Source organism: Bacillus sp. FSL W8-0920 (assembly GCF_038593215.1).
In the GTDB taxonomy this organism is placed as follows: Bacteria; Bacillota; Bacilli; order Bacillales; family Bacillaceae; genus Bacillus; species Bacillus pumilus.
Genome location: NZ_CP151974.1, coordinates 3,395,266 through 3,414,560 on the forward strand (window position 1 = coordinate 3,395,266; position 19,295 = coordinate 3,414,560).

Below are 19,295 nucleotides of genomic sequence, written 5' to 3' on the forward strand. Positions count from 1 at the left end.
TCCCATTCATATCCTACTGACTAAAAACGCTCGCTGCATTTTGTAGAATGTGATTCAATTCTTCTGCATTTGCAGCCGGTTGATATTGTCCACCGCCTGCTTTTGCAACAGACTTTAGACTTTTGGCTTCTTTTTCATTCACGTCAAAGCCAATGATATTAACAATGGTGTCAATTCCTCCTTCATGTAATTCCTTTGCTGCTTGTGAAGGGCTTCCTCCACAAGTTTCTTGACCATCGCTGACGACGTAAACAATATTTTTCCCTTCAGCCTGGTGATCTTCAAAATCTTGCTTCGTATCTGTTAATGCTTTTGCAAGTGGTGTCCATCCGGTTGGCTTATACACATTCAGCGCTTGCTGAAATGTTGATGACTCATATGATCCAAATCCAAAAACGGCTTCAGAGCTTTCACAAGAAATTGCTTTTCCAGCATTTTTATTGGTTCCTTCATGACCAAACACACGAAGAAGAACTTGTGTATCATCTGATAAAATACTTGCGAAGCTTTGAATAGAACGTTTGGCGATATCGATTTTCTTTTCGCCTTCAACTGATTGCGCCATGCTGCCGCTTAGATCGAGTAATATCACCACATGAGCCGGCTCCTGTTTTTTTGTCACAGCATGAGCTGGTGAAGAAAGAAACAGGACAAGACTAGCCAAAATGGTTAATACGATATTGCGTTTCATTCATAAAAACCTCCCTTTTTACATTTGTACAGAAAAAGAGAAACGAAAGCATACATCAATCGTTTCCCTTTTGTTCAGCAAGTTATTCGTGTAGTTTTAATGATTCTGCTGACAGGATAGAACCCATTTCTTTACCAGTGCTTGCTTGGTAGTAATGGCCTTTACCAGCTTTGGCTACTTGCTTTAATTGACCTTCATAGCCATCATTAAAGTCTAATCCAATGACATTAACAACAGTCGAACCTTTTGAGTTATGCAATTCTTTTGCTACTTTTACTGGATCTCCTCCACAAGTTTCTTCGCCATCAGTGATGAGGTACACAATATGTTTTGTTCCATTATTAAGCTGCTCATCCGCTTGCTTTGCATGTTCAAGAGCACGAGCAATCGGTGTCCAGCCATTTGGTCCAAGTCCGTTTAAAGAGTTTTCAAAGCTTTCTTTTTCGTAAGGCTGTACGCCATAAACGCCTCTAATGACTTCACATGATTGAGCTTTACCTGAATTTTTGTTGTTTCCTTCAGAGCCAAACAAGCTCATACGAATTTTAGCGTCTTTTGGAAGTGACTGAGCAAATTTAAATACCTCTTGTTTTGCGAGGTCAAATTTGCGTTCTCCCTCTACTTTTCTTGCCATGCTTCCACTTGCATCAAGTAAGATGGTGACTCTTACATCTTTGTTATGTTTTTTGACTGTAGATGCTTTTGCAAATACAGGTGAAGAGATCGACATAGATAATGTCAATACAGCTAAGGTTACGAGTGTAAATACTTTTTTCAACATCATTTTTTCCTTCCTCCCTATGTATTAAATTGAAACATCTTAATCGTAAAATATTCTGTCTTGGAATGGTATAGGACTCGGTCCCTTTTTTTCTCTTTCATCAAAATCACTAAAAATCTGTCAGTTGTCTAGATACATTCACCCAACACATCATTTTTTCTCTTGTTTTCTCCTTCTTTCGAGGGGCTTTGTATCGGCCATCGGTTCTTGTCGGGACGTAAATGTTTAAGATTTCCTGAGGTGCGTCTTAAGTCGCAAATTGACACATTCTGTTCAAAACTCTTGGAACACACAAAAAAGATGCCCCTATTCTGGAGGCACCTTTGCTTTATTTTTTAGCCATATACGTGTTAAGAAAACGATCTGCTGATTCAATTTGAATTCCTTTATAATAATGTTTCACGATAGCATCTACTTTTTTGCCTGACTGTGCCATATAATGCGCACCGTACTGACTCATTCCAACACCATGGCCATACCCTTTTGTCGTAATGATAATTTGCTGGCCCTGTCGTTCCCATGTAAAGTCTGCTGAATGAAGTCCTAATGACTCTCGAATGTCTCTGCCTGTCAGTGTTTTACCGTTTATTACGGCTTTTGCTACTTGATTTCCTGGTGTCCGCTCTACTATCTGTCCTACCTGAGCCTGTTGAGTGAGCGTCACACCTAATTTTTGCTGAAATTCACTAACTGGGATGGTTTTCTTGTTTTGAAATTTCGGCGATTTTTCGTCCCATTTACTTGAGACACTTTTCAAATATGGGATTTCGTTTTTCCAATAAGCTTCAGCATTTTCTGTTTTCCCGTTACTTGTTGAAAAGAATGAGGCATCAATTGGTTTCTCGTCATAAGTAAGCACTTTTCCTTGTGTGCTGGCGACAGCTTCTGTGACTTTTTTTAACTTCCAATTGTACGCTTTTCCCCAAATTTTCTTGAGTTCCTGCTTGTTTTTATACACTTGGAACATTTGGGTATCATCTACAAGAGAGCCCTTTGGTGATTTGACGGTCTTATCGATGATCATTTGTCTGACGATATACGTTCTTGCGGCGAGTGCCTGTGCCTTGAGTGCTTCCATTTCAAAATCAGCTGGCATTTCAGATGCTACGACACCAATCACATACTCTTCTAAGGGGATGTTTTCTACCTGCTGATGAGCTGAACGATAGACGGGGATAGCGACGGGTGATTGCTTCAATTTGACTGTACCCTTCACTTCTTTTTTAACTGATGGCTCCGCTGATACATGCTGGCTTGCCTCCGGTTTCCCTTGAAACGTCGGCAACACAAGTAAAGTTGGAATCATTAAAATAACGATGCATATTCCTGCGATTGTCCATATCATTGGTTTCATATTTGGCTGCCCCCATTTGTCATTGAATCTCTTTTATCCTATGGGCGGGGACAAGCTAATATGACAGCTTCTTTCATTCAGTGGACAAGTCTTTTGATGAAGATAAGAGGCTCTTTATCAACTGATTTTACTGTTCGTCTTTATGAATAAAATTTAAGATGGTTGGATACACTAGTGATAAGCTTTTAAAATAAAGCATTCTATGATTCTAAAAAAAAATCAGCATGCCCCAATGGACACACTGATTTCTTTATGATTACGCGTTCAGATCTGATACAACTTGTTCTTGTGTCACATCTGCTGTTTCATCATTTACTCTTTCAATATCTGCACCGATTGCTGCAAGCTTCTGGTGGAAGTTCACATAACCACGATCGATATGCTTCAACTCAGTGACACGTGTATGACCTTCTGCTACTAATCCAGCAAGTACAAGTGCTGCTCCTGCTCTTAAATCAGTCGCTGACACTTCAGCACCTTGAAGTTGAACCGGCCCGTTGATAATGACAGAGCGACCCTCAATTTTAATATCACCATTCATACGGCGGAATTCTTCTGCATGCATAAAGCGGTTTTCAAATACCGTTTCTGTGATCATGCTTGTTCCGTTCGCACGAAGCAATAGCGCCATCATCTGAGATTGCATATCCGTTGGGAAACCAGGATGTGGCATTGTTTTTAGATCGATTGGCTTGAGCTCAGATGGTCCAATGACTCTTAAACCTTCTTCTTCTTCAATGATCTGAATACCCATTTCTTCCATTTTTGCTACAAGTGATGTCATGTGCTCCGGCACTGCGCCTTTCACAAGAACATTTCCTTCTGTAATGGCTGCTGCCACCATGAAAGTACCTGCTTCAATTCTGTCAGGGATGATGTTGTGTTTTGCACCGTGAAGTGTTTCCACACCTTCGATTTTGATTGTACCAGTACCAGCTCCGCGAACCTTACCACCCATGGCATTGATGTAGTTTGCCAAATCAACAATTTCAGGTTCTTTTGCTACGTTTTCTAAAATCGTTGTTCCTTCAGCTAATGCTGCTGCCATAATGATGTTTTCAGTTGCGCCAACACTTGGGAAATCCAAATAGATTTTCGCACCTTTTAAACGGCCTTGAACTTCAGCCTCGATGAAACCATTTCCTACTTGAATTTTAGCTCCCATTGCTTCAAAGCCTTTTAAATGCTGGTCAATTGGTCTTGAACCAATCGCACAGCCTCCAGGTAATGCAACTCTTGCATGACCTGTTCTTGCTAAAAGTGGTCCCATGACGAGCACAGACGCTCGCATTTTACGGACATACTCAAACGGAGCCTCAGTTTCTAGTGCATGAGATGCATCCACTGATACTTCGTTATTTTCAAAATGTACTTCTGCTCCTAAATGACGTAACACTTCATTGATTGTATATACATCGGAGAGCGTAGGTACATCACAAATTACGCTTTTTTCTGTACTTGCTAACAAAGATGCAGCGATAACTGGTAAAACGGCATTTTTTGCTCCTTCTACTTTAACTGTGCCGTTTAACTTTTGACCGCCGCGGACGATGATTTTTTCCAAGGTCTTCCCCTCCGCGTCCCAAATTCTCTATATTAATATTCAGTCGTTACGATTGGTGTGCCAACCGTAATCGTATGATTTTCGTTCATTTCCGAACTTCTGATGGCAATTTGAACATTCATTTTATCATTTGAAGTCATAATGAACTGTTCCCACTTATCTGTGTAAGCGGAAAGCGACACAAAATTAGACTCAACGAGATACTCAACTGGTTTTGCTTGAAATTCATTTGCTAACATTTCAGCCTTTTTTTGCAAAACAACATCCATCATACCATTTACATGACCATCGAGACAAGTAAAAATTACAAATTTCTCTTGTAATATGCTTTTTGCATGACGTACGAACTGATCATATGTATGCTTCCAGGTATTCAGTGGGCGAGCACCTTTTTGCTCATATAATAAATACGACTTTTGATTGGATTTTGTGTCGGTCTTCACGAGTAAAATTTTCGATAATGTATCATTTTTTTCATCTTTGTAAATTCCTGTGACTTTGGTGACATGTTCTTCTTCTTTTTCGGTCCACTCATACTGTCGTAGTTCGTCTCTCAAACGTTTCACTTTTTTTGAAAATTGTTCGGATGAAATGTCTACATTTGTTTTGGCGTGAAGAGTCCATCCATCTACTTCAATTTGCTGGCTTTTCAAACCTTCTGCTATTTGGACGAGCGGAGAAGATTCTTCCGCACGAACACCTTGAATCATCAGAACAAAAAAAAGAATAAACGCAAATAATGGCCAACCTTTTACATACTTTCTCACTTGTCATTCCCCCTTGCTACAAGTGTTGCCGCAAGGAGGTCTATGCATACGTGGAAAAGTCATCAAAGGCCATACTTTTGACACTTCTTTTTACGTTCCCGCATAAGGCAGTGACCAAACCTTTTATGTTAGAACATATAAGGTATTTGTTTGGAGAAATTTAAGTAATCAAGGAAGAAATTGCTGACTGCAGATGCAATAGCAATGGTAATGAGCATCATCAGCAATCTTGCCTGAATGATTTTCCCTTTTTTAATCAGTGGGTCAATATTAACGGCAAGCAATGCCCACCATGTAATCGCAATAAAAAACAGGTGGATCACAATACTAACAATTGCTTGTTGTCCTACGTCTTCCATACAGTTGAATCCTCCTTTTATTTATTTCTGTAAAGGAAAACTCCCTTTCATTATATCCTCGAAAATCGGAAAGATGAATCATTTGGAAAAAAGAGCTACATTTAGAGTAAATCCCCTCTTATCCTGGTGCCAAGGAGATGATATACTGCGTGTGGAAGGAGCTGAACATATTGAAAGATTCTTTTCCTGACTTTGTTGATTTGTACGGAGAACTGGTTCCCTCATTTGATCATGAATGGGAGGCCATTGCTTTCTACTTTGATTATAGACAGACACAGCTAGAAGAATTAGCGCAATTGTGTCATTTTCATAACATTTCTTTGGATTATTCTGAGGAGAGCCTGTATCAGTTAGAAACACTTTACTTTGATGCATTTACCAAGCAGTTGTTTGCTGAGTGGAAAATGCCAATAGATGCATTAGAAGCGATGATGAGTGTATATATGGGAGAGGTTGTCCTCCGTCATCATTCTGATGCTGACTGGGTGGTACGTCCTTATATGGACTCTCCGCATCAATATACGCTGGGTTTGCGCCGGCACAATAAAACGTGGCATAGTACGCAGTTTTGCGAGCACTTATATTTTGAAAAACAGGATTCTCACCCGTATGTGTCAATGTACCAATCCCTCATGTCATTCTAAAAAAAATCCTTCTTATCATTGTGATAAGAAGGATTTTCTGTTTTATTTCCCTGCTACATTTAAACGGTTTAATGCCCGTTTTAATGCGAGTTCCGCCCGGCGTACATCACTTTCATTCGGGTGGTTCAAATGCTCTTCAGCACGCTGTTTCGCTGATTTCGCACGATCGACATCAACTTTTTCTGATGTTTCAGCGGCCTGAGCAAGAATGGTTACTTGTTCAGGGCGAACTTCAACAAATCCGCCACTGACTGCAACCAATTCAGTTGATCCACTATGTTTTAAGCGAACTGCACCGATTTTTAGCGGAGCAACCATTGGAACGTGGCCAGCTAAAATACCAAGCTCACCGCTTTCTGCTCTGACACTGACCATTTCCACATCCGCTTGATACACTGGGCCGTCGGGAGTAACGATATTGACTTGAACGGTCTTCATGCTTTTACCCTCCTAAGGACCAGATTAGGCCTCTACACCCATCTCTTTGGCTTTTTCAACCACTTCTTCAATGCGTCCAACTAAGCGGAATGCATCTTCTGGAAGGTGATCGTATTTACCAGATAAGATTTCCTTGAAGCCTTTAACAGTTTCTTTCAATGGCACGTAAGAACCTTTTTGGCCAGTGAACTGCTCTGCTACGTGGAAGTTTTGAGATAGGAAGAATTGAACACGACGCGCTCTGTGTACCACAAGCTTATCGTCCTCTGATAATTCATCCATACCTAAAATGGCAATAATATCTTGTAGTTCTTTATAACGCTGCAATGTTTGCTGCACTTCACGCGCAATGGTATAGTGCTCTTCGCCAACGATCTCAGGTGCAAGTGCACGAGATGTTGAAGCAAGAGGATCAACCGCTGGGTAAATACCCATTTCAGTCAGCTTACGCTCAAGGTTTGTCGTTGCATCAAGGTGAGCGAACGTTGTTGCTGGAGCTGGATCCGTGTAGTCATCCGCAGGTACATAGATCGCTTGAATCGATGTAACCGATCCTACGTTTGTAGACGTGATACGCTCTTGCAGCTGACCCATTTCTGTTGCAAGTGTCGGCTGATAACCTACCGCTGAAGGCATACGTCCAAGAAGGGCTGATACTTCAGAACCTGCTTGTGTAAAGCGATAGATGTTATCGATGAAGAACAATACGTCTTGACCTAGTTCATCACGGAAATGCTCTGCCATTGTCAAACCAGTTAGGGCAACACGCATACGTGCACCTGGTGGCTCGTTCATTTGACCGAAGACCATGGCTGTTTTTTCGATAACGCCAGAATCTTTCATTTCGTAGTAAAGGTCGTTTCCTTCACGTGTACGCTCTCCAACACCAGCGAATACAGAAATACCGCCGTGTTCTTGTGCGATGTTGTTGATCAATTCTTGAATCAGAACGGTTTTACCTACACCGGCTCCACCGAATAGACCGATCTTTCCGCCCTTGATGTAAGGAGCAAGAAGGTCAACAACTTTAATACCCGTTTCAAGAATTTCAACTTCTGTAGAAAGTTGATCAAAAGAAGGCGCTTGTCTGTGGATTGGATCTCTTTGAGCTTCCACACCAAGTGGCTCATCTAAGTCAATATTATCTCCCAGTACGTTGAATACGCGTCCAAGTGTTACGTTACCAACTGGTACTGAAATTGGTTTTCCAAGGTCTACAGCTTCCATACCGCGCTTCACACCATCTGTTGATGCCATTGCGATGGTTCTGACTGTATTATCACCTAAATGTAGTGCTACTTCTAAAGTTAAGTCGATCGTAACTTCACTTTCACTTTCCGCTTTATGCGAAACTCTGATCGCATTATAAATCTCAGGCAAGTGACCGTCTTCAAAATGAACGTCTACGACTGGTCCCATGATCTGACTGATGCGTCCTGTTTTCATTGCATTCCCTCCTGACAATTATTTCTATTCTAAGGCAGCTGCTCCGCCGACAATTTCTGTAATCTCTTGTGTAATCGCTGCTTGACGAGCACGGTTGTAAGAGAGTGTCAGGCCGTCGATCAATTCCTTTGCGTTGTCTGTTGCACTCTTCATTGCTGTCATCCTTGCAGCATGTTCACTTGCTTTGCTGTCAAGAAGCGCACCGAAAATCAAACTCTCTGCATATTGAGGAAGGAGAACTTCAAGAATTTCTTCTTCAGAAGGCTCAAACTCATAAGATGCGGAACGTTTATTGGGTGTCGCTGCGGCCGAAATGTCCGTTAGCGGCAATAATTTCTTCTCTGTTACTTCTTGTGAAATGGCACTGACAAAGTGGTTGTAGAACATGTAAAGTTCGTCAAACGCTTCATCAGAGAACATTTGAACTGTACTGCTTGCTAATTCTTTAATATCAGCAAACGCTACTTCGTCTCCAAGCCCTGTGACTTCAGAAATAACTGGAATACCGCGCTTTTTGAAGAAGTCGCGTCCGATTTTACCAATCACAATCACCGCATATTCATCAGCAGATTGATGACGAGATTGAATGGTTTGGTAAGCGGCACGCAAAATCGAGCTGTTAAAAGGTCCTGCAAGTCCTCGATCAGATGTAATGACGAGATACCCTGTTTTCTTGACAGGTCTTGAAAGAAGCATTGGGTGCTTAGCACTTGTTCCAGTTGCGATTGCAGCAACGACTTCCTGGATTTTTTCCATGTAAGGAACAAAAGACTTCGCATTGTTTTCAGCACGATTCAGTTTCGCAGCTGATACCATTTGCATCGCTTTTGTGATCTGACTCGATTTTTTCGTTGACGTGATCCTTGACTTTATATCGCGTAATGAGGCCAAAGATTTCACCACCTTTTTTCAGGAATCCGTGTTCATTTACGTGAAAAGAGAGAAAAAGAGAATCTTTTTCTCTCGGAAAGATTACTAATTAGTTGCTTGGTGCAAACGTACGTTTAAAGCCTTCGATTGCTGTATTCCACTCTTCATCAGCAGGCATGTTTCCTGTTTGAGAGATCGTGTCAAACAAGCCTTTATGGTTTTCTTCAATGTACATGAATAACTCAGCTTCGAAACGTTTGACATCAGCAATCGCGACATCGTCTAAATATCCTCTTGTAAGTGCATAAAGAATCGCTACTTGTTTTTCAACTTTAAGCGGTTTGTTCAAGTCTTGTTTTAAGACTTCAACTGTTCTAGCACCACGGTTTAATTTTGCTTGAGTCGCTTGGTCTAGATCAGATCCAAATTGAGCGAATGCTTCAAGCTCACGATAAGAAGCAAGATCCAGACGAAGTGTACCTGCTACCTTTTTCATCGCTTTGATTTGTGCAGAACCACCTACACGGGATACAGACAATCCTGCGTTTACTGCTGGACGTACGCCTGAGAAGAAGAGGTCAGATTGTAAGAAAATCTGTCCATCTGTGATTGAAATAACGTTTGTTGGGATATATGCAGAGATATCGCCAGCTTGCGTTTCTACGAAAGGCAATGCTGTGATAGAACCGCCACCCTTTTCGTCACTAAGCTTCGCTGCACGCTCTAATAAACGAGAGTGAAGATAGAAAACATCACCAGGGAATGCCTCACGACCTGGAGGACGACGAAGCAATAATGAAAGCTCACGGTAAGCTGCCGCTTGTTTAGAAAGGTCATCATATACAACAAGTACGTGCTTGCCGTTATACATGAATTCCTCACCCATCGTTACACCTGCATAAGGAGCAAGGTAAAGAAGTGGGGCTGGCTGTGATGCAGAAGCTGTGACTACAATTGTGTAATCAAGCGCACCATGCTTACGAAGTGTTTCAACAACACCACGAACCGTTGATTCCTTTTGTCCGATTGCTACATAAATACAGATCATGTCTTGATCTTTTTGGTTTAGGATCGTATCAATTGCAACAGATGTTTTACCTGTTTGACGGTCACCAATGATCAATTCACGCTGTCCGCGTCCGATTGGAATCAAGGCATCAATTGCTTTAATCCCTGTTTGAAGCGGCTCATGAACAGATTTACGATCCATAACGCCTGGTGCTTCACTTTCGATTGGACGAGTTTTGCTTGTTAAAATTGGACCTAGTCCATCAACAGGCTGACCAAGTGGGTTCACAATACGTCCGATTAACTCTTCACCAACTGGAACCTCCATGATACGACCTGTACGTTTTACATCGTCACCTTCGCGGATATCTTTGTAAGGTCCTAAAATAACGATACCTACGTTAGACTCCTCAAGGTTTTGAGCCATACCCATTACACCGTTAGAGAACTCAACCAGCTCTCCTGCCATAATGTTGTCAAGGCCATGTACACGCGCGATACCGTCCCCTACTTGGATGACTGTACCGACATCTTTTACTTCAATTTCAGATTGATAGTTTTGGATTTGCTGCTTTATCAGCGCGCTAATCTCTTCAGCTTTGATACTCACTAAGGTTTCACCCCTTCTAACGATTTTCGCCTGCAAGCTGACGTTCAATGCGGGAAAGCTTTCCGCTGACACTGCCGTCATAAATGCGGTTTCCGATACGGATTTTCACTCCGCCTATTAGATCCTTGTCAATCACATTTTCAACACGCAGTGATGTGACTCCGGCTTTTTTGGCAAATACTTCAGATAAAGATTGAATTTCAGCACCGCTCAGCGGTTTCACTGAATACACGATCGCATCGTCTATTTGTTTCGTGCGGTTTGCCAGTTTCACAAACTCAGACGTCATTTCAGAGAAAATATTTGTGCGTCCGCGGTCAATCAATAAATACATTGTGTGCAATACATGTGTCGAAACACCTTTGAAAGCTTCTGCAATCAAATGTTTCTTTTTGTCTGCCGTAATCTTTGGATGAACAAGAAAGTCATTCAATTCTTGGTCAGCCTTTAGAACTTTTTTGATCTCATTCAGCTCTTTTTCAGTTTCGTCTACTGCCGAAGAAGCAAGAACGATGTCAAAAAGAGCAGAAGCGTAACGCTTAGAGACAATAGTCACGCTCATCGGCTTTCGCCTGCCTCTTTAAGATACTCTTGAATCAATTTCTCTTGTGCTTGCTCATCAAGTTCTCTTTCAATCACTTTAGATGCAATAAGTACAGATAGTGATGCAACCTGCTCGCGCAGTGCAGCCACAGCTTGTTCTTTTTCTTTCACGATTTCAGTTCTAGCAGACTCTTTCAAGCGCTCTGACTCTTGACGTGCTGCTTGAATGATCTCTTCTTTTTGTTTCTCACCAATCTTTTTCGCATTTTCGATGAGTGTATGTGATTCTTCGCGTGCTTCTTTCAATAAGACACGTTGTTCTTCAAGAAGCTTTTCAGCTTGAACGTGCTTTTGTTCAGCACTTGAAATTTCATTTCCTATATAATCTTCACGCTGTTTCATAATCCCTAATAAAGGCTTAAGCGCAAATTTCTTTAAAAGTGCAAGCAAGATGAGCATAGCGATCAGCTGGAATATCATATCCCCGGCGTTGAAACTTAAGCCACCTGCTCCTAAAACCACTGGTAACTGAGACATTTAGTACGGCAACTCCCTTCTTTAAATAATATGTTAAGAAACAAAACATAAAGGAATGGCGAAGTTTCGAACTAATCTGATCTTCGCCATTAAAATTCATATTAGAACGCTTCTCACATATTAACCAAAGAATGCCAAGAATGCGATAACGACAGCGATAATTGGAAGTGCCTCAACTAAAGCTACCCCGATGAACATAAGAGTTCTTAGTTCTCTACCAGCTTCTGGCTGACGAGCGATTCCTTCAACTGTTTTAGATACGATTAGACCGTTACCAATACCTGCTCCTAGTGCTCCCAAACCGATTGCAATTGCTGCTGCTATTAAATTCATTAAAAAGCTCCTCCTTTAAAATAACGTCCTTTTTGGACTCTCAATTTTTTAGTGTTCGTCGCTGACTTTATGAGAAATGTACACCATTGTCAGCATGGTGAAGATAAATGCTTGGATTGTTCCGACAAACAAACTAAATGCCTGCCATACAATCATCGGCACGATGGCACCTAATGTACCAACGATACCAAGCGCAATGTTTTGCGTGTAGAAATTGGTCGCAAGTCCTGCAAGCAAACCAAGAAGAATCTCTCCAGCAAAAATGTTTCCATAAAGACGCAAACCAAGTGTTAGCGTGTTTGCAAATTCTTCAATAAGTTTCAATGGTACTAAAAGCGGAATTGGTCTAAAGTAGTCTTTCGTATATTCCTTGACTCCTTTTGCCTTGACACCGTAGTAATGTGTCAATCCCATGACCATAATCGCTAGTGTCATTGTAATTGCAGGGTCTGCTGTTGGTGATTTCCACCACAAGTTGTGATCGACCGTAATCGAAAATGGCAGTCCAAGCATGTTTGAAACAAATATGTACATGAGTAATGTAACGCCAAGCGCTAGAAATGGGGCTCCTGTTTTCATGTCCATCGAACTACCTATGATATTTCGAACAAAATCAACAATCCATTCCATGAAGTTCTGCGCCTTTGTCGGACGAATAGACAGAACACGAGTAGTCAGCACCGCTATGAGAAGAACGATGATACTAGCAATCGTAATCATGAGAACATTGGATAAGTTGAACGTTAACCCTAAAAATTCTGTCGTTTTTGAACTGTGACCCAAAGAGTATTCACCTCTCTTCCATAGTAGAACGTTTAAGTTGAATGAAGGAATCTATCATAATGACAGGATATATTGTCATTAATCCTATAACAACACCTGCCAGATGAACTTCATTAGGGTAACGCCAAGCAATCGCTACTGCGAGAATTGCGTTGGCCCACCTGGCTGTACTTCCCATTGAACGAATGGATTTTCCTTTTTTAACCGCTCGATCAAAAGCGTGCATTCTCCGTATAAGTAGGAATAAATTAAAGAAAGCAAAAATTGTGCCGATAATCAAACCAAGAAACAGTGGTTTAAAACCAGGCATGGCATAGCCAAACACAAAAATTGCCAATAGATAGAACATGTATTTACTCTGTCTGCGGAAAATCGCGTTTGGATCGTTCATTCATCTGACTCCCGATGAAAAATATTGTAAAAAGGTAATAAATGGTGATGAAAACTGCGTAGAAGACGCTTATGATAAGCAGTCCTGTTCGAAAAAAATCAATCACCCATCGGTCTAATTGCACAATCAGACTTGAAATCTAAAGATCTATGGGATGTTGCTTCATTCGCTGATACAAACCCTGATAATTAAAGGGTTCACAATGAGGATTAGTAGAGTGCTATAGGCTATGAAAACCTTACCATAATACCCTCGTTTAGCATACAATAGCGTCTATGATGTGTCAATCCGTTGAAAGTTAAAAAACTTTTCTATAATGATAGAGCACACAAAATGTTCACAATTTCATCAAACTTTAGGAGACACGTGACATTCATTGAAAAAAACAGCTAATGTTCAGTATACATTGATTTTTCTAAGAACGATATCAACCGTTTGTCATATATTTCAAAAAGCCCACATGCACGTTTGCATGTGGGCTTTTATTAAAACATGTTATTTCGTTCCATACATACGGTCACCAGCATCACCAAGACCTGGGATAATGTAGCCTTTTTCGTTCAATTTCTCATCTAATGCTGCAATGTAGATATCAACGTCAGGATGGTGCTTTTGCATTTCTTCTACACCTTCAGGAGCAGCAATCAGACACATGAAGCGAATGTTTTTCGCTCCGCGTTTTTTCAAGCTGTTCAATGCTTCGACTGCTGAACCGCCAGTTGCAAGCATTGGATCTACTACGATAAATTCACGCTCTTCCACATCAGATGGAAGCTTCACATAATATTCAACAGGCTTTAATGTTTTCGGATCACGGTATAAACCGACATGTCCCACTTTAGCAGCTGGAATGAGTTTCAAAATCCCGTCCACCATACCAAGACCTGCTCTTAAAATTGGCACAACACCGAGTTTCTTCCCTGAGATCACGTTTGATTTCGCTACTTGTACAGGTGTTTCTACATCTACCTCTTCAAGCGGTAAGTCTCTTGTGATTTCAAATGCCATTAATGTTGCGACTTCATCCACTAGCTCTCTAAATTCTTTTGTTCCTGTATGAACGTCACGAATATATGTAAGTTTGTGTTGAATAAGCGGGTGATCAAATACATAAACCTTTGCCATTGCTTGCTACAACTCCTTTTCTGTCATCTTCCGGTGAACTTTGCACACTTCCTACAATTCTACATAAAAAGACATCATCTTTCAATATGATTCGCAAATCCTACAAAAAAAAACCCACATGCCAAAAATAGGCAAATGGGTCTGCTTTTTAATAATCTAATTCGTTATATAAAGGGAAGCGGGCAGTCAGATCAGATACACGCTTTTTCGCTTCTTCTAATTTCGCTTCATCTTCATGATGTTTTAGAGCAAGCGCAATAATGGAACCGACTTCTTTCATTGCCTCTTGATCGAAACCGCGGCTTGTCACTGCTGCTGTGCCAACACGTACACCACTTGTGACAAAAGGTTTTTCTGGATCATAAGGAATCGCATTTTTGTTCACTGTAATACCGATTTCATCAAGAACATTTTCTGCAATTTTTCCTGTGATACCAAGAGAACGCAAATCGATGAGAACAAGATGGTTATCCGTTCCACCGGATACAAGCTGAATATCTTCAGATAAAAGGGTTTCAGCTAGCTGCTTTGCATTGTCAATGACGTTTTGTGCATATGTTTTGAAATCTCCGTTCAATATTTCACCGAAAGAAACAGCTTTTGCAGAGATGACATGCATCAGTGGTCCACCTTGAATACCAGGGAAGATCGATTTGTCGATCTTTTTACCAAACTCTTCACGGCATAGAATCATTCCGCCGCGAGGTCCACGCAATGTTTTGTGAGTCGTCGTTGTCACAAAATCTGCATAAGGAACTGGATTTGGATGAAGACCTACTGCAACAAGACCTGCAATGTGAGCCATGTCGACCATAAAGTAAGCACCGACTTCATCCGCAATCTCACGGAACTTTTTGAAATCAATTTGACGTGGGTATGCACTTGCACCCGCAACAATTAGCTTTGGCTTATGTTCACGTGCTTTTTCGAGTACATCTTGATAGTCGATATGCTGCGTTTCTTTATCAACACCATATTCTACAAAGTTGTACTGTACACCACTAAAGTTAACAGGGCTTCCGTGCGTTAAATGCCCGCCATGTGATAAGTTCATACCTAGCACTGTATCGCCATGCTCAAGAATGGTAAAGTATACGGCCATGTTCGCTTGAGCACCTGAGTGAGGCTGTACGTTCACATACTCAGCGCCAAAAATTTCTTTTGCGCGGTCACGTGCAATATCTTCTACAACGTCTACATGTTCACAACCGCCATAGTAGCGTTTACCAGGGTAGCCCTCTGCATATTTGTTTGTTAATACAGAGCCCTGCGCTTCCATGACTGCTTCGCTTACAAAGTTTTCTGATGCAATTAATTCAATTTTGTCTTGCTGGCGTTTCCGCTCTAGTTGAATTGCCTTGAATACTTGTGCGTCTTGCTCAGGTAAATGTTTCATCAGCGAAATCCTCTCCAATCTATTTCCATTCGATGTTTTCACCATCTCATTGTACACGGTTTTTGAGTGAAATGTAAAAGTTTTTTTGGAAAATCGACTTCTTTTTTTGCGAAAAACCGAATATTCAAGTGGTGAAGCGCCTTCATCATTCAACATTATATTAGAAATATATCTTAGCTAAGATTTTGTATAAACCGTTCGTTCTCCGCCAATCAGCTTCGGACGCGTTTTCGCAAACGTCACATGTGCATGTCCTAATTGATGACGACTAAGGCGAACAGGTACAGCGACTCTCTTTAGATGCATTCCAATGAATGTATCACCGATATCGATCCCAGCATGCGCCTCGATGGATTCAACTAACACAGGATGTTCCATGTGCTGATACGCATGAGCCGCCATCGAACCACCCGCCTTTCGGACAGGTACTGCCGCCACAATCTCTAGATTAAGCCGGAAAGCCACTTCTTCCTCCACAACAAGAGCACGATTCAAATGCTCACAGCACTGGAAAGCGACCTCAATGCCGGTCTCTCGTCTTAGCTGATCCAATTCTTGATAAATGGACGCAGCTATTTGCTCACTTCCTGCTGTCCCAATATGCTCACCAGCCACTTCTGATGTACTGCAGCCGATCACTAAGATTTGCCCAGCACGCAGTTCGACCATTTGATGAAACTCTTTTAACATTTCAAGCCAATCTTGACCAATGTTCATGTTAAGCGCTCCTTATAGGTGCTTTTCTTCGTAATCAGCAATCTTACCAATCCGTACAGCATGTCGTCCTGCCGTAAATTCTGTTGTCAGCCAAATGTGTGCAATCTCACGTGCTAATCCAGGTCCAATGACTCGTTCTCCCATTGCAAGGACGTTTGTATCATTATGTTCTCTAGTCGCTTTCGCACTAAATGTATCATGTGCCAGCGCGCAGCGAATTCCTTTTACTTTGTTTGCTGAGATACTCATACCGATGCCTGTCCCGCAAATTAAAATGCCGCGGTCCACTTCTCCGTTTGCCACCATGTTAGCTACAGGAAAAGCATAATCTGGGTAGTCTACAGAACCTGATCCACATTCACAACCCATATCAATGTATTCAATCTTCAATTCATCCATCAGTTGTTTGATTTCTTCACGAATATTCGTTCCGCCGTGATCGGATGCAATAGCTACTTTCATCGGGCAATTCCTCCTAAGGGTGAGTTGATCTGTTATGCCTTACATTTATTCTTTATTTACAGTTATATTTTAACCTCTGCTTAGTCATTTGCAAACAAAAGCAGAAAAACCGTTGATGCAACGGTTTTACAGGTTGTCCATTATGAGGATGTCTGATCCTTTTTCAATTTCTCAGCCAGCTGCTGGAGCAATGTTTCAAGTTCATCACGTGTTTCCTGATAAACAGACAGGCTTCCTCCAAATGGATCGGATACATCGCCTTCTGTCCCTGTCGCGAATTCCTTTAGAGTGAAAATCTTGTCTTTTGCATGTGCATATTGCTCCACAATCAACTGTTTATGCTGCATGGTCATGGTGAAGACGTAATCAGCTTCTCGCAGAAGATCCTCTGTCAGTTTTGCTGAAGAGTGATTCAGTGGAATGCTTTTCTCAAATAGTGCTTCGACCGCTTGAGGAGAAGCCTTCCCAGCATCTGAGGCAAAAATGCCCGCTGATTTAACAGTGACCTCTAAACCTTTCTCTTGTGCAATTGAAGCAAAAAGGGCTTGAGCCATCGGACTTCTGCATGTATTTCCCGTACAAACAAATAAGATTTTCATCTTTCGCCCTCCTTTTCTTCTATTATATAGCATTTCATTCTACATGTTATGTAAGGAGACTGACTAGAGCGGAAATAATAATTTGATACCAAAGGCTAGTAAAATGATTCCGCCAAGCGCTCCGCTATATGATCCCACCCATGAACGGACCTGTTTACCGAGTAATAATCCAAGCCATGTGAGGATCATACTAAAAAAACCAAACAATAAAATGGTCATCCATACGCGAGAACCGTAAATTCCGAGGCTTAAACCAACGGAAAAACTATCTAAGCTGACACTTGTTGCAAAAAGAACAAGACCAGCGCCAACAGGTGCGATAAATGGTTTATCTTCTTTGCGAATAGACGCAATGATCATTTGCAGCCCGAGCACCAAAAGCAGCGCCCCGCCGATATAGGTGGCAAGGAGACCGAGCCAGCCTGATAGGAGCTGACCTGTTAGCATACCAAAAAGCGGCATAAACATATGAAATATTCCAATGACAAGTCCAATATAAATGATCTGGCGGAACCTCAGCTGAATCATTCCCATGCCAAGTCCAACCGAAAAGGCATCCATCCCCAGTGCAAAAGCCATGATGCTGAGCGTCAGCAATTCGCCAGCTAGTTCGTACATGTAAATCCCCCTTGGACACGCATTCTCCTTTAACCTATGTTTGTCCAAGAAGGGTTAGAACTATTTGAATGAAGAGAGAGTGCGCCCTCCTGCCGCTTTTTGCAGACGGTTCATAATTGCTGAACCAACCCCCTGTTCTGAAAAGGATTCTGAAATAATGACATCTACATCTGTCTCATCAAATTGTCTCAGCACACGATATAAGTTTGCCGCTATCGTTTCAGGTTTTTCTCTCCACCCACAGCTGAAAACAACATCTGCCGCAAACAACGATTTCTTTTCTTCTGTTGTCAGCACACCAACTATTAAACCTTCTGCCTGGTATGTTTGAATGTGAAGCTGCATCTCTTCATCACTTCCAAAAAAGAGATACATCTTAGCTTCAGGGGCGTAGTGTGTGTATTTCATCCCTGGCGATACAGGCGCTTCGTCCTTTTTTGTCAGCCCTGGGTCAATACTAACCGTTCCTACTACCTCTTCTAAAGCTTCTTTTGTAATCCCGCCCGGCCTTAGGATGACTGGAATCTCGTCGACACAGGATACAACCGTTGACTCAACGCCAATACCAGTTGAACCACCATCGACAATTCCAGCGATTTTTCCATCGAGATCACTCGCTACATGGTCAGCTTGTGTTGGTGATGGTTTGCCTGAACGGTTGGCACTTGGTGCGGCAATCGGCAGGCCAGCCGTTCGGATGAGCTCAAGCGCAATCGGATGGTCAGGCATTCTCACACCAACCGTGGATAAACCTGCCGTGACCTGCTTTGATAAAGTGCCCGGCTTACACGGAAGAACAATGGTTAATGCACCCGGCCAAAAGGCATCCATCAACGCCTTTGCTTTTTCGCTTTCTATTTGCGCAAATTCATGAAGCTGCTCAATTTCCGCAATGTGGACAATCAATGGATTATCACTTGGACGCCCTTTCGCTTCATATATTTTCATGACAGCTTCTGTCTCTTTCGCATTAGCCCCTAGTCCATACACCGTCTCTGTCGGAAAAGCGACCACTTCGTTTTGCTGCAATAACAACGCTGCCTGTTCAATTTGTGGATAGTATGTGGATAAATTCTTTTCTAAATCCACAGACCACCTTCTTGTATTTAACATCATACAAACTCCTTTTAAAAAAGATAAAACTGTTGATATATCTCAATTATCCTTTTGAAAGTATAAAAGATGATGATCAATAAAACAAGCGTTGTCCACAATTTGTGGATAACGCTTGTTTAACGGTGGATAAGTATGTGTATAAG

At 41.6% G+C, this 19,295-nt stretch carries 23 protein-coding genes; 1 reads left to right on the forward strand and 22 read right to left on the reverse strand.

The window, feature by feature from the left end:
* Nucleotides 1–13: 13 nt before the first annotated feature.
* The 6 genes from NSS78_RS17460 to NSS78_RS17485 form a co-directional block, all read right to left on the reverse strand.
* Nucleotides 14–691, reverse strand: coding sequence for a VWA domain-containing protein (locus tag NSS78_RS17460; protein WP_212045627.1), 678 nt, complete (start codon nucleotides 689–691; stop codon nucleotides 14–16).
* An 82-nt stretch (nucleotides 692–773) separates the two neighbouring features.
* Entirely contained in the window at nucleotides 774–1,472 is a 699-nt protein-coding gene (locus tag NSS78_RS17465) for a VWA domain-containing protein (RefSeq protein ID WP_080984771.1), read from the reverse strand.
* 328 nt (nucleotides 1,473–1,800) lie between these two features.
* Entirely contained in the window at nucleotides 1,801–2,826 is a 1,026-nt protein-coding gene (gene spoIID, locus NSS78_RS17470) for a stage II sporulation protein D (protein ID WP_212045628.1), read from the reverse strand.
* A 256-nt stretch (nucleotides 2,827–3,082) separates the two neighbouring features.
* Nucleotides 3,083–4,390, reverse strand: coding sequence for a UDP-N-acetylglucosamine 1-carboxyvinyltransferase (gene murA / locus NSS78_RS17475; protein ID WP_003214862.1), 1,308 nt, complete (start codon nucleotides 4,388–4,390; stop codon nucleotides 3,083–3,085).
* A gap of 32 nt (nucleotides 4,391–4,422) precedes the next feature.
* Entirely contained in the window at nucleotides 4,423–5,157 is a 735-nt protein-coding gene (locus NSS78_RS17480) for a YwmB family TATA-box binding protein (RefSeq protein ID WP_212045629.1), read from the reverse strand.
* 128 nt (nucleotides 5,158–5,285) lie between these two features.
* The gene (locus NSS78_RS17485; RefSeq protein ID WP_003214947.1) at nucleotides 5,286–5,516 is read right to left on the reverse strand and encodes a DUF1146 family protein; all 231 of its coding nucleotides are present in this window, start codon (nucleotides 5,514–5,516) and stop codon (nucleotides 5,286–5,288) included.
* A 170-nt stretch (nucleotides 5,517–5,686) separates the two neighbouring features.
* On the opposite strand from NSS78_RS17485, the gene NSS78_RS17490 reads away from it, so the two are divergent.
* On the forward strand, nucleotides 5,687–6,160 hold the full coding sequence (locus NSS78_RS17490; protein ID WP_212045630.1) for a hypothetical protein: 474 nt from the start codon (nucleotides 5,687–5,689) through the stop codon (nucleotides 6,158–6,160).
* A 42-nt stretch (nucleotides 6,161–6,202) separates the two neighbouring features.
* Here NSS78_RS17490 and NSS78_RS17495 read toward each other — a convergent pair whose 3' ends face one another.
* The 16 genes from NSS78_RS17495 to NSS78_RS17570 form a co-directional block, all read right to left on the reverse strand.
* Entirely contained in the window at nucleotides 6,203–6,598 is a 396-nt protein-coding gene (locus NSS78_RS17495) for a F0F1 ATP synthase subunit epsilon (protein WP_050944437.1), read from the reverse strand.
* 24 nt (nucleotides 6,599–6,622) lie between these two features.
* Nucleotides 6,623–8,044 carry a F0F1 ATP synthase subunit beta gene (gene atpD / locus NSS78_RS17500; protein WP_212045631.1) on the reverse strand — a complete coding sequence of 474 codons (1,422 nt, stop codon included), beginning with the start codon at nucleotides 8,042–8,044 and terminating at the stop codon, nucleotides 6,623–6,625.
* A 24-nt stretch (nucleotides 8,045–8,068) separates the two neighbouring features.
* Complete coding sequence (locus tag NSS78_RS17505) at nucleotides 8,069–8,935, reverse strand: F0F1 ATP synthase subunit gamma (protein WP_003214656.1); 867 nt, start codon at nucleotides 8,933–8,935, stop codon at nucleotides 8,069–8,071.
* A gap of 88 nt (nucleotides 8,936–9,023) precedes the next feature.
* Nucleotides 9,024–10,532 (reverse strand): F0F1 ATP synthase subunit alpha, encoded by a 1,509-nt coding sequence (atpA, locus tag NSS78_RS17510; protein ID WP_003214775.1) that lies wholly within the window; start codon nucleotides 10,530–10,532, stop codon nucleotides 9,024–9,026.
* A gap of 16 nt (nucleotides 10,533–10,548) precedes the next feature.
* The gene (locus NSS78_RS17515; protein WP_012011549.1) at nucleotides 10,549–11,094 is read right to left on the reverse strand and encodes a F0F1 ATP synthase subunit delta; all 546 of its coding nucleotides are present in this window, start codon (nucleotides 11,092–11,094) and stop codon (nucleotides 10,549–10,551) included.
* Entirely contained in the window at nucleotides 11,091–11,612 is a 522-nt protein-coding gene (atpF, locus tag NSS78_RS17520) for a F0F1 ATP synthase subunit B (protein WP_003214532.1), read from the reverse strand. Before atpF ends, NSS78_RS17515 begins: the two co-directional genes overlap by 4 nt.
* Nucleotides 11,613–11,732: 120 nt before the next feature.
* Nucleotides 11,733–11,945 carry a F0F1 ATP synthase subunit C gene (gene atpE, locus NSS78_RS17525; RefSeq protein WP_003214968.1) on the reverse strand — a complete coding sequence of 71 codons (213 nt, stop codon included), beginning with the start codon at nucleotides 11,943–11,945 and terminating at the stop codon, nucleotides 11,733–11,735.
* 48 nt (nucleotides 11,946–11,993) lie between these two features.
* Nucleotides 11,994–12,728 (reverse strand): F0F1 ATP synthase subunit A, encoded by a 735-nt coding sequence (gene atpB / locus NSS78_RS17530; protein WP_003215198.1) that lies wholly within the window; start codon nucleotides 12,726–12,728, stop codon nucleotides 11,994–11,996.
* 7 nt (nucleotides 12,729–12,735) lie between these two features.
* Complete coding sequence (locus NSS78_RS17535) at nucleotides 12,736–13,119, reverse strand: ATP synthase subunit I (RefSeq protein WP_003215321.1); 384 nt, start codon at nucleotides 13,117–13,119, stop codon at nucleotides 12,736–12,738.
* Nucleotides 13,120–13,614: 495 nt separating this feature from the next.
* Complete coding sequence (gene upp, locus NSS78_RS17540) at nucleotides 13,615–14,244, reverse strand: uracil phosphoribosyltransferase (protein ID WP_003214553.1); 630 nt, start codon at nucleotides 14,242–14,244, stop codon at nucleotides 13,615–13,617.
* Between the two features lie 148 nt (nucleotides 14,245–14,392).
* Nucleotides 14,393–15,640, reverse strand: coding sequence for a serine hydroxymethyltransferase (glyA, locus tag NSS78_RS17545; protein ID WP_050944707.1), 1,248 nt, complete (start codon nucleotides 15,638–15,640; stop codon nucleotides 14,393–14,395).
* 177 nt (nucleotides 15,641–15,817) lie between these two features.
* Nucleotides 15,818–16,357 carry a TIGR01440 family protein gene (locus tag NSS78_RS17550; RefSeq protein ID WP_327839511.1) on the reverse strand — a complete coding sequence of 180 codons (540 nt, stop codon included), beginning with the start codon at nucleotides 16,355–16,357 and terminating at the stop codon, nucleotides 15,818–15,820.
* Nucleotides 16,358–16,369: 12 nt separating this feature from the next.
* Nucleotides 16,370–16,819 carry a ribose 5-phosphate isomerase B gene (gene rpiB, locus NSS78_RS17555; RefSeq protein ID WP_003214714.1) on the reverse strand — a complete coding sequence of 150 codons (450 nt, stop codon included), beginning with the start codon at nucleotides 16,817–16,819 and terminating at the stop codon, nucleotides 16,370–16,372.
* Nucleotides 16,820–16,959: 140 nt separating this feature from the next.
* The gene (locus NSS78_RS17560; RefSeq protein WP_327839508.1) at nucleotides 16,960–17,418 is read right to left on the reverse strand and encodes a low molecular weight protein arginine phosphatase; all 459 of its coding nucleotides are present in this window, start codon (nucleotides 17,416–17,418) and stop codon (nucleotides 16,960–16,962) included.
* A gap of 63 nt (nucleotides 17,419–17,481) precedes the next feature.
* Entirely contained in the window at nucleotides 17,482–18,036 is a 555-nt protein-coding gene (locus NSS78_RS17565) for a manganese efflux pump MntP family protein (RefSeq protein WP_050944441.1), read from the reverse strand.
* A gap of 60 nt (nucleotides 18,037–18,096) precedes the next feature.
* Nucleotides 18,097–19,149 (reverse strand): L-threonylcarbamoyladenylate synthase, encoded by a 1,053-nt coding sequence (locus NSS78_RS17570; RefSeq protein WP_327839507.1) that lies wholly within the window; start codon nucleotides 19,147–19,149, stop codon nucleotides 18,097–18,099.
* Nucleotides 19,150–19,295 lie beyond the last annotated feature (146 nt).